9 protein-coding genes are annotated in these 10,618 nt (G+C 68.0%); 5 read left to right on the top strand and 4 right to left on the bottom strand.

Going from position 1 to position 10,618, the window contains the following annotated elements:
- Positions 1–28: 28 nt before the first annotated feature.
- The 3 genes from CXG43_RS08550 to CXG43_RS08540 are packed head-to-tail and all read right to left on the bottom strand — an operon-like array spanning position 29 to position 4,791.
- Positions 29–1,981, bottom strand: coding sequence for an acetyl/propionyl/methylcrotonyl-CoA carboxylase subunit alpha (locus CXG43_RS08550; protein ID WP_101099590.1), 1,953 nt, complete (start codon positions 1,979–1,981; stop codon positions 29–31).
- Positions 1,982–2,007: 26 nt separating this feature from the next.
- Positions 2,008–3,618, bottom strand: a complete 1,611-nt coding sequence (locus CXG43_RS08545) for a carboxyl transferase domain-containing protein (RefSeq protein ID WP_101099585.1) — start codon at positions 3,616–3,618, stop codon at positions 2,008–2,010.
- Between the two features lie 9 nt (positions 3,619–3,627).
- A complete protein-coding gene (locus CXG43_RS08540) occupies positions 3,628–4,791 on the bottom strand; it encodes an isovaleryl-CoA dehydrogenase (protein ID WP_101099584.1) in 1,164 nt (387 codons plus the stop codon).
- Positions 4,792–4,933: 142 nt separating this feature from the next.
- Here CXG43_RS08540 and CXG43_RS08535 point away from each other — a divergent pair, with 142 nt between their 5' ends.
- The 3 genes from CXG43_RS08535 (at position 4,934) to CXG43_RS08525 (ending at position 7,900) form a co-directional block, all read left to right on the top strand.
- Complete coding sequence (locus tag CXG43_RS08535; RefSeq protein WP_101099583.1) at positions 4,934–5,539, top strand: TetR/AcrR family transcriptional regulator; 606 nt, start codon at positions 4,934–4,936, stop codon at positions 5,537–5,539.
- A gap of 264 nt (positions 5,540–5,803) precedes the next feature.
- Positions 5,804–6,322 carry a c-type cytochrome gene (locus CXG43_RS08530; RefSeq protein WP_042613709.1) on the top strand — a complete coding sequence of 173 codons (519 nt, stop codon included), beginning with the start codon at positions 5,804–5,806 and terminating at the stop codon, positions 6,320–6,322.
- Between the two features lie 135 nt (positions 6,323–6,457).
- Positions 6,458–7,900 carry an ExeM/NucH family extracellular endonuclease gene (locus CXG43_RS08525; RefSeq protein ID WP_101099582.1) on the top strand — a complete coding sequence of 481 codons (1,443 nt, stop codon included), beginning with the start codon at positions 6,458–6,460 and terminating at the stop codon, positions 7,898–7,900.
- Between the two features lie 29 nt (positions 7,901–7,929).
- On the opposite strand, the gene CXG43_RS08520 is transcribed toward CXG43_RS08525, so the two are convergent.
- On the bottom strand, positions 7,930–8,787 hold the full coding sequence (locus CXG43_RS08520; RefSeq protein WP_101099581.1) for a hypothetical protein: 858 nt from the start codon (positions 8,785–8,787) through the stop codon (positions 7,930–7,932).
- 45 nt (positions 8,788–8,832) lie between these two features.
- On the opposite strand from CXG43_RS08520, the gene CXG43_RS08515 reads away from it, so the two are divergent.
- Both CXG43_RS08515 and zapE read left to right on the top strand, forming a co-directional pair.
- Positions 8,833–9,507, top strand: a complete 675-nt coding sequence (locus CXG43_RS08515; protein ID WP_101099580.1) for an alpha/beta fold hydrolase — start codon at positions 8,833–8,835, stop codon at positions 9,505–9,507.
- Positions 9,504–10,604 carry a cell division protein ZapE gene (gene zapE / locus CXG43_RS08510; RefSeq protein ID WP_101099579.1) on the top strand — a complete coding sequence of 367 codons (1,101 nt, stop codon included), beginning with the start codon at positions 9,504–9,506 and terminating at the stop codon, positions 10,602–10,604. The genes CXG43_RS08515 and zapE overlap by 4 nt, the downstream gene beginning before the upstream one ends.
- Positions 10,605–10,618: the final 14 nt, after the last annotated feature.

Here is a 10,618-nt window from a genome sequence, read left to right as displayed (position 1 = left end):
GAGGGGTCCCGTGGGCTGGGGGGTGTGATTAAGGGCCCACCTGTTCCCCGGCCTTCGCGCGATAGCCATGCACGGTACCGTCGGCCGGCGCGGCCAGCGTGTGTTCCATCTTCATCGCCTCCAGCACCACCAGCGGCGTACCGCGGCTGACCTTGCTGCCCGGTTCCACCAGCGTGGCGACGATCCTGCCCGGCATCGGCGCCAGCAGGCTGCCGGCGTCCGCCGTGGCCTGCTCGGATTCGCCTACCGGGTCATGCACCGTGAAGCGCTGCTGCCCCTGCGCGGTGAACAGATATACCTGGCTGTCATCGCGCAGCACGCCTGCACGCCAGCGCTGCCCATCCAGCGTCACGTCCAGTTGGCCGTCGGCGAAGCGGCCACTGACCTGCTGCGCCGGTTCGGCATCACGCTGCACCTGCCAGCCATCCGGCTGCGTCCACACCCGCAGCGTGTGCTGGTGCTCGCCCTGCTGCAGCGGCAGCAGGCGCGAGGCTGAAGCCCCGATCCGCCAGCCATCCTGTGCCTGCCAAGGTGAGCGCGGATCGCGCGCATCAACCGCTGCGCTCGCCGTGGTCACCGTGGCGGCAACCGCCGCCAGCGTCCACAGCGCTTCATCGCCCGCCGCCGGTGCGCCCAGCGCGTCCTGCTCGCGCTCGATCAACGCCGTGTCCAGCTTCGCCTGCGAGAACGAAGCGGTGCCCACCAGCCGCCGCAGGAAGCCGGCATTGGTGGTCACGCCCACCACCTGGCAGGCGGCCAACGCCTGCTGCATGCGCCGCAACGCCGCCTCGCGGTCCACGTCCCAGACGATCAGCTTGGCGATCATCGGATCGTAGAAAGGCGTAATGGTGTCGCCCTGCTCAACGCCTGTATCCACGCGCACGTGCGCGCTTTCCAGCGGCAGGCGCAGGTGGTGCAGCGTGCCGGTGGAGGGCAGGAAACCTTTGTCGGCGTCCTCGGCATACAGTCGTGCTTCCAGCGCATGGCCGCTGATCGCCAGCTCGTCCTGGCGCTTGGGCAGCGGCTGGCCGGCAGCCACGCTCAGCTGCCACGCCACCAGGTCGGTGCCGGTGATGAACTCGGTCACCGGGTGTTCCACCTGCAGCCGGGTGTTCATTTCCATGAAGTAGAAATCGCCCTCCGGGGAGGCAATGAACTCCACCGTGCCGGCGCCCACGTAACCCACCGCGCGCGCGGCATCCACCGCGGCCTTGCCCATCGCAGCGCGACGCTCGGCGGTCATGCCCGGGGCCGGTGCTTCTTCCAGGACCTTCTGGTGGCGGCGCTGCACCGAGCAGTCGCGCTCGAACAGGTGCACCACGTTGCCGTGGCCGTCGCCGAACACCTGGATCTCGATGTGGCGCGGCCGCAGTACGTACTTTTCGACCAGCACGTGGTCATTGCCGAAGGCCGAACGCGCTTCGCGCTGGCAGCTGGCCAGCGCCTCGATGAAAGCCGCGCTGTCGTCCACCCGGCGCATGCCCTTGCCGCCGCCACCGGCGCTGGCCTTGATCAGCACCGGGTAGCCGATCGCATCGGCTTGTTCGCGCAGGAACTGCGGGTCCTGGTTGTCGCCGTGGTAGCCGGGGGTCAATGGCACGCCGGCCTGCTGCATCAGCGCCTTGGCCGCGCTCTTGTCACCCATCGCGCGGATGGCGCTGGCCGGCGGGCCGATGAACACCACGCCGGCAGCCGCGCACGCGTCAGCGAAGGCCGCGTTCTCAGACAGGAAGCCGTAGCCGGGATGGATCGCCTGGGCCCCACTGCGGCGGGCTGCTTCCAGGATCACATCGGAACGCAGGTAGCTTTCCGCAGCCGGTGCCGGACCGATCGCGATGGCTTCGTCGGCCAGCCGCACATGGCGCGCGTTGCGGTCGGCATCGGAGTACACCGCCACCGTGGCGATGCCGAGTCTGCGGCAGGTTGCAATGACGCGGCAGGCGATCTCGCCGCGGTTGGCGATCAGGATCTTGGTGAACATCAGGGAGGGCTCGGTCATGGCGCAGGTCACATGCGGAACACGCCGAAGCGTGTCTCGCGGGCCGGGGCGTTGAGGCTGGCCGACAAGGCCAGGGCCAGCACGCGGCGGGTGTCGGCAGGATCGATGATGCCGTCGTCCCACAGCCGCGCGCTTGCGTAGTAGGGGTGTCCCTGGCGTTCGAACTGGTCGCGGATCGGCGCCTTGAAGGCGTCCTCCTCTTCAGCGGCCCAGGCACCGCCCTTGGCTTGGATGCCATCGCGCTTGACCGTGGCCAGCACGCTGGCGGCCTGCTCGCCGCCCATCACCCCGATGCGTGCGTTCGGCCACATCCACAGGAAGTTGGGCGAGTAGGCGCGGCCGCACATGCCGTAGTTGCCGGCCCCGAACGAACCACCGATCACCACCGTGAACTTCGGCACCTTCGCACACGCTACCGCCATCACCAGCTTGGCGCCGTCCTTGGCGATGCCGCCCTGTTCGTACTTGCGGCCCACCATGAAGCCGGTGATGTTCTGCAGGAACACCAGCGGTATGTTGCGCTGGGTGCACAGTTCGATGAAGTGCGCGCCCTTCAGCGCGGACTCGGAAAACAGGATGCCGTTGTTGGCGATGATGCCCACCGGATAACCATGCAGGTGGGCAAAGCCGGTGACCAGGGTGCTGCCGTAGCGCGGCTTGAATTCATCGAACCGCGATCCATCCACCAACCGGGCGATTACCTCGCGCACGTCGAACGGCTTGCGCGTATCGGCCGGGATCACGCCATACAGCTCATCTGCCGGGAACAACGGCGCTTCCACCGGCTGCAGTGCCATCGCCGGCTCCGGCTTGCGCCAGTTGAGCTGGGCGATGATCGCGCGCACCCGCGCCAGCGCCTGCAGGTCGTTGTCGGCCATGTGGTCGGCAACGCCGGAAAGCCGCGTGTGCACGTCGGCACCGCCGAGGTCTTCGGCGCTGACCACTTCACCGGTGGCGGCCTTCACCAGCGGCGGGCCGCCCAGGAAGATCGTGCCCTGCTCACGCACGATCACTGTTTCATCGCTCATCGCCGGCACGTAGGCGCCGCCGGCGGTGCAGCTGCCCATCACGCAGGCGATCTGCGGGATGCCCTGCGCGGACAGGTTGGCCTGGTTGTAGAAGATGCGGCCGAAGTGGTCGCGGTCCGGGAACACCTCGTCCTGCAGCGGCAGGAAGGCGCCGCCGGAGTCGACCAGGTAGATGCAGGGCAGGCGGTTCTGCTCGGCGATCTCCTGCGCGCGCAGGTGCTTCTTCACCGTCATCGGGTAGTACGTGCCGCCCTTGACCGTGGCATCGTTGGCCACGATCACGCATTCCACCCCGCTCACCCGGCCGATGCCGGCCACCACGCCGGCGCAGGGCACGGCGTCTTCATACATGCCGTGCGCCGCCAGCGGGGCGATTTCCAGGAAGGCGCTGCCGGCATCCAGCAGCGCATCGATGCGCTCGCGCACCAGCAGCTTGCCGCGCGCGGTGTGCTTGTTGCGTGCCGCCTCGCTGCCGCCCAGCGCGGTACGCGCCAAGGTGGCATGCAGGTCATCGACCACCGCCTGCATGGCGCTGCGGTTGCTTTCGAAGGGTTCGCTGCCGGCGTGCAGCTGGGTGTTCAGAATGCTCATGGAAGGCCCTTACAGCGTGCGCTGGAACAGTTCACGACCGATCAGCATGCGGCGGATTTCCGAGGTGCCCGCGCCGATTTCATACAGCTTGGCATCGCGCCACAAGCGGCCGGTGGGGTATTCGTTGATGTAGCCGTTGCCGCCCAGGATCTGGATCGCCTGGCCGGTCAGCCAAGTGGCTTTCTCGGCCGCGTACAGGATCGCGCCGGCCGAATCCTGGCGGGTGGTGCGCCCCTGGTCGCAGGCGCGCGCCACCGCATAGACGTAGGCACGGCACGCGCCGAGGCCGACGTACATGTCGGCGATCTTGGCCTGGATCAGCTGGAAGCTGCCGATGGCTTCGCCGAACTGGTGGCGCTCGTGCACATAGGGCATCACCACGTCCATCGCCGCGGCCATCAGCCCCAGCGGGCCGCCGGACAGCACCACGCGCTCGTAATCCAGCCCGGACATCAGCACGCGCACGCCACTGCCTTCCTGGCCGAGCACGTTCTCCGCCGGTACTTCGCAATCCTGGAACACCAGTTCGCTGGTGGGCGAGGAGCGCATGCCGAGCTTGTCCAGCTTCTGCGCGGTGCTGAATCCCTTCATGCCTTTTTCCACCAGGAAGGCGGTGATGCCCTTGGCGCCGGCGTCCGGATCGGTCTTGGCATACACCACCAGCACGTCGGCATCCGGGCCGTTGGTGATCCACATCTTGTTGCCGTTGAGCACGTAGCGGTCGCCACGTTTCTCGGCACGCAGCTTCATCGATACCACGTCCGAGCCTGCTCCCGGCTCGCTCATCGCCAGCGCGCCGACCAGCTCGCCGCTGCACAGGCCGGGCAGGAACCGCTGCTTCTGCGCTTCGGTCCCGTTCTTGCGCAGCTGGTTCACGCACAGGTTGGAGTGTGCGCCGTAGGAAAGGCCGATGCCGCCGGAGGCACGCGAGACTTCCTCCATCGCCACCACGTGGGCCAGATAACCCATGCCGGTGCCGCCGTATTGCTCTTCCACGGTCATGCCGAGCAGGCCCTGCTCGCCGAGTTTGCGCCACAGCGCGAGCGGGAACTGGTTGGTTTCATCGGCGTGGGCGGCCAACGGCGCGATCTCGGCGGCGGCGAACTGGGCCACGCTGTCGCGCAGCAGGTCGATGTCTTCGCCAAGGTCGAAATTCAGGGATGGAACGTGCATGCGGGCGACTCCACGGACAGGCGGCGGGTAGGGGGCGCACCGGAGGGGAGCAGGCAAGGCACCTGCGCGGGCGATGGCCCAGACTAGCCCGGATCGGGTAAAAAGTGAACATAAGTTCAAAAATTGAATCTACAATCACCCCATGGCTTACAAGCGCTCACCGCTGATGGAAGAACGGATGGCCGGAGCGCGCGAGCGGATCCTGCTGGCGGCCCGTGAACTGGTCGCGGCGGGCGGTTACCGCAATGCGCCGGTGACCGCCGTTGCGGCCCAGGCGGGGGTGTCCACCGGGCTGATCTACCGTCACTTTCCGTCCAAGGCCGAGCTGTTCGTGGAGGTGTTGAGCGCGGCGGTGGAGCATGAAGTCGACATCCTGGAAGGCATCGCCGCCGGCCCCGAACCGGCACCGCAGCGGCTGCGGCTGGCGATCACCGCTTTCGTGCGGCGTGCGCTGGCCGGGCCCGGGCTGGCGCATGCGTTCATCGTCGAACCGGTCGACCCGGAAGTGGAAGCCGAGCGCATGCGCGGGCGGCGGCGCTTCGGCGACGTGTTCCGCCGGCTGGTCGAAGAGGGCATCGCCAGCGGCGCGTTCCCCGCGCAGGATGCAGACGTCACCGCCGCCTGCATCGTCGGTGCCTTCACCGAAGCCCTGGTCGGCCCGACCGCGCCCAGCCGCCAGGCCCATCGCGACGAGCACGCCCTGGCTGACTCGATCAGCGCGTTCTGCCTGCGCGCCGCCGGCGGCTGATCACCGTATGGCGGGTGACGACCTTCCTGGTGGGCAAGACCCTCTTGGTGGGCAAAGACCCTCTTGATGGGTGACGACCCTCTTGGTGGGTGACGACCGTTGGTCGTCACATGCCTGCAAAGGGCACTGGCAGGAGCCGCGGCCCGGCCTCCGCTATCCATGCTGCACTGCGCTGTTGTCCCCGGCGAGGCCCGTTCTATACTCGGGCAGCAGGCTCATACGCTCAGCCGTGGTCCATCGACTATCAGCCAGGGGTAACGAAGAGTGCGGAATCACGATCTTGAGTTCCTGAAACGCTTTTCCATGGTCATCGGCCTGCTGGCCGTGATCACCTTGGGGTTGATCTTCCTGGCCGCCTGGCTGCACACCCGGATTCCCGCCGAGGTATCGCCCACGGCGGTGCTGCGGACCGGCCAGCGCATCGCCCCGTCCGGCGCGGTCTATGCCGGCAGCACCGGCGCGTCGGCGCAGGCGGCAGCCCAGGCGGCCGCGCTGGCGAAGGCCGCCTCGCAGGTGGCCTACGGCGGCACCACCGACGGCAAAGTGATCTACGACAACCTCTGCACCGCCTGCCACACCACCGGTGTCGGCCTGGCCCCCACGCTGGATCATTCGCACTGGGATGCGCGCATCGCGCAGGGCAAGGAAACCCTCTACAAGCATGCCATCGAGGGCTACACCGGCCCGGACGGCGGCATCATGCCACCCAAGGGCGGCAACCCAGCGCTCAGCGAAGAGCAGATTCACGCCACGGTGGACTGGATGATCGGCAACCTGAAGTAAGGAGAAGGGCGCTGAGCCCTTCCTCTTTGCCGCTCGCGGCCACCGGCGGTGCGACGCATCAGGCTTTCATGATTTGTGGTTACAGTGGCGGCGTACCCCTTCCGTTGCCCCTGTAACCGTCTGGAGCCGTTGTCGATGCGTCGTTGCCTGCTTGCCTTTGCCGTGGCCCTGTCCGCTTCTCCCGCCTTTGCGCAGCCGCAGCCGCAGCCACAGGCCATGCCGGGCCAGCTGGCCAGCCCGCAGGGGGCCACCGTTACGTTGGCCCGTGCGCCCAGCGACTGGCGCGCGCTGGATGGCAAGTATGTCCGCATCGCCGCTCCGCTCACCCTGGCCGGTACCGACGGCCTGGAGCGCTTCGGCCAGCTCACCGTGGCCTTCGAAGGCCGCCTGTGGCAACCCACCGAAGTGGCCATGCCCGGCAGCGCCGGCTACAGCCAGGTGACGGCGGACAACCAGCGCCGACGCTTGTTGCTTGACGATGGCAGTGATGCCCGCGATCCGCAGCAGGTGCCCTACCTGGCCACCGACGCGGTGTTGCGTACCGGCATGCAGCTGCGTGGCGTGGAAGGCCGCGTGCACGTGGATGCACAAGGCCGCCCCAGCCTGCAGCTGGGCCGCGCGCTGGCCCTGCCTTCGCTGCAGCGCCCGGCGGTGCCGCAGCTGGACGGTTCGTTGAGGGTGGCCGCCTTCAACCTCGAAAATTTCTTCAATGGCGACGGCAAGGGCGGCGGCTTCCCCACCCTGCGCGGCGCCAGGACGCTGGAAGAGCACCACGCGCAGCTGAAGAAGCTGATCGCCACCATCGCCCCGCTGGACGCTGACGTGGCCGCGCTGATGGAGCTGGAGAACGATGGCTACGGCCCGCAGTCGGCCATTGCCACGCTGGTGGATGCGATCAATGCCGCCCCCGGCAGCCACGCCGACTGGCGCTTCGTCGATGCCGGCAAGGGCCCGGGCGAGAATCCGATCCGGGTCGGCATCATCTACCGGTCCAGCCGGCTGACCGCGCTCGGCAAGCCGGCCACGCTGGAAGGCGGTACCTTCGTCGAACACAGCCGGGTGCCGCTGGCACAGGCCTTCCAGGCCAAGGGCGGTGCGCCCTTCATGGTGGTCGCCAATCATTTCAAGTCCAAGGGCTGCCGCGATGCCAGTGGCGCCGATGCCGACCACGATGACGGGCAGGGCTGCTGGAATGCCACGCGGGTAACATCGGCCCAGCAGCTGGACACTTGGATGCAGGGCGATCCGACCGGCACCGGCACGCGGGATGCGGTGCTGCTGGGCGACTTCAACGCCTATGCGATGGAAGATCCGATCCGCGCGCTGCGCAGCGCCGGCTGGCAGGACGCTTTCGCGCTGGCCAAGGTGGAGCGTCCGTACAGCTATGTCTACAACGGCTACAGCGGCCGGCTGGACCACGCGCTGCTCAACGCCGGCATGGCCAAGCGACTGTCAGGCGCGGCCGAGTGGCACATCAATGCCGACGAAATGGATGCTGGCGGTTACCAGAAGCGCAACGCCGGCGGCCCGTGGCGCAGCTCGGACCACGACCCCCTGCTGCTCGGCTTCGATCGTTGAACCTGCACGCCATCCGTTGACCGCATGCCTCAGCCGGCGGCGATCAAGCCGATCGCCAGCACCGCCAGCGCCAGGCCCGCACGGTTCCACGCGCTGGTGCGCTCGCCGAAACCGAACACGCCGACCAGCGCACCCAGCACCACCACGCCGATGTTCATGCCGGCGAAGACGGTGGCCGGACTCTCGGGCAGGGCCTGGTGTGCGTGCACGTAGAACAGGATGTTGCCGCCGTTGAGCAGGCCCAGCAGCGCGCCTGCGCCGAGGTTGCGCCACGCCAGCCGGGTGCGGCCCCGCGCATGCCGCCATAGCTGCAGGGCCAGCATCAGGATGAAGGCCAGGCAGAAGCACAGCAGCAGCGCGGCCATCGACGGGGTGCCGGACAGGGCGACCTTCTTCAGCAGGATGTCCACCGCAGCAAAGCCGACCCACACGCCGAGCAGCCAGCGCCAGCCGCCTGTGGGGGCCCCCGCGGCGGGCCCGCGCGGGCGCACGCTGATGGCCAGCATCGCTACCAGCCCCAGCCCCAGCCCAACCAGCTTCCACGGCGTGGCGGTCTGGCCGAAGAACGCGAATGCGGCCAGCAGCGAAAGCAGCAGCGACAATCGCTGCGCCACGTCACTGCGTACGATGCCGGCCACCGCCACCGCGCGGCCCAGCACCAGGAAGATCGCCGGCAGGATCACCGCCAGCGCCAGCAGCGCGGCCCACGGGGCGTGGCTGGAGTGCAGCGAGGCCAGCGGTGGGCGCAGCACCAGCCCGGTCATCGCCGCGGCCACCAGGTAATTCCAGGTGACCATCTGGCCTACGTCCAGCTGCTGGCGACGTGCGAGCTTCAGCATCACCGACACCAGCACGCTGCAGATCACCGCGAAGACGAGGAAGTACATGGGGGCCGGGAGCAGGGGAGGGGTGGGGGACGCTATCATGTTGCCATGCGCAATCCTCCTTTCCCCCTGCAGTCGGACACCCTCGTGCTTGCCGGACCGGTCGGTCCGCTGGACGCAGCGGTTGATCTGCCCAAGCCGGAGGTGCCGGCCCAGCCGGTGACCGCCATCGTCTGCCACCCGCTGTCCACCGAGGGCGGCACGATGCACAACAAGGTGGTCACCATGGCCGCCAACACGCTGCGCGACCTCGGCGTGGCGACGGTGCGTTTCAACTTCCGCAGTGTCGGCGAATCGGCCGGCCGCTTCGACCACGGCAACGGCGAACAGGACGACCTGAAGGCCGTGGTGGCCTGGGTGCGCGAACAGCGCCCGGACGATCAGGTGTGGTTGGTGGGCTTCAGCTTTGGTGCCTTCGTTTCGTTGAAAGTCACCGCCGAGGTGCAGCCGCAGGCGCTGGTGTCGATCGCCCCGCCGGCCGGCCGCTGGGACTTTGGCGGCATCCAGCCACCGGCGCAGTGGCTGGTGATCCAAGGCGACCAGGACGAGATCGTCGATCCGCAGGCGGTGTATGACTGGCTGGAGACCGTGGACGCGCCGCACGAGCTGGTGCGCATGCCCGACACCAGCCACTTCTTCCACCGCAAGCTGATCGACCTGCGCGGGGCGATCACCCACGGGGTGAAGCGCTGGCTGCCGCTGCAAGCGGATCCGGCGGCATGAGCGAGGCGGTGATGACCCCATCGCGGCGCTATGCCGAGGGCGTGGCGCGCGGCGAATGGCAGGACGACCCGGCCCAGCATGCCGCACTGGCCGAACTGGACCGCATCCACCTGGCGCTGCTGGAAGATGCCGACGACGGCTGGCTGGACCGGTTGTCGTCGTTCTTCAAGAAGCCCGAAGCGGTCAAGGGCCTGTATTTCTGGGGTGGTGTCGGCCGCGGCAAGACCTTCCTGGTGGACCTGTTCTACGACGGATTGCCGATCCAGCAGAAATACCGCACGCACTTCCACCGGTTCATGCGCGGCATCCATGAACGCCTGCGCGAACACCAGGGGCAGAGCGATCCGTTGGCGAAGATCGCCCAGGAGTGGCGCAGCAAGCTGCGCGTGCTGGTGCTCGACGAATTCTTCGTCACCGACATCGGCGATGCGATGCTGCTGGCGCGCCTGCTGGAGCGCCTGTTCGCCGAGGGCGTGACCTTGGTGACCACCTCCAACACGGCGGTGGAAAACCTGTACCTCAACGGCCTGCAGCGCGACAGCTTCCTGCCCGCCATCGACCTGCTGCAGCGCTACTGCGTGGAGTTGTACGCTGAAGGCACCGAGGACTACCGCATGCGCGCGCTCACGCGTTCGCCGGTGTACCGCGCGCCACTGGCCGCCGACAGCGATGAGTGGCTGGCCAGCCGCTGGATCGACCTCAGCGGTGGGCAGCCGGCGAAGGCCGGCAACATCGAGATCGAGGGCCGCAAGATCCCGGTGCGCGGGCGCGGCAAGAGCATCGCCTGGTTCGATTTCACGGCGCTGTGCGAAGGCCCGCGCGGGCCCTCGGACTACATCGAGATCGCGCAGGAGTTCAACACCGTGCTGCTGGGCGGCATCCCTGCGTTCGACCGCAACAACGAAGACGCCGCGCGGCGTTTCGTCAACCTGATCGACGAACTGTACGACCGCCACGTCAACCTGGTCTGCACCGCCACCACCTCGCCGATCGAGCTCTACACCGGCAACCGCCTGCAGGGCGCCTTCGAGCGCACCGCCTCGCGCCTGATCGAAATGCAGAGCGCCGAATACCTGGGCACCGCGCACAAAGCCTGAAAAAGGGGACGGAG

The sequence above is a fragment of the Stenotrophomonas sp. Bg11-02 genome, from assembly GCF_002836635.1.
Taxonomy (GTDB): domain Bacteria; phylum Pseudomonadota; class Gammaproteobacteria; order Xanthomonadales; family Xanthomonadaceae; genus Stenotrophomonas; species Stenotrophomonas lacuserhaii.
Note: the sequence above shows the minus strand (reverse complement) of the source record. Positions and strands in the feature narration are given on the sequence as shown.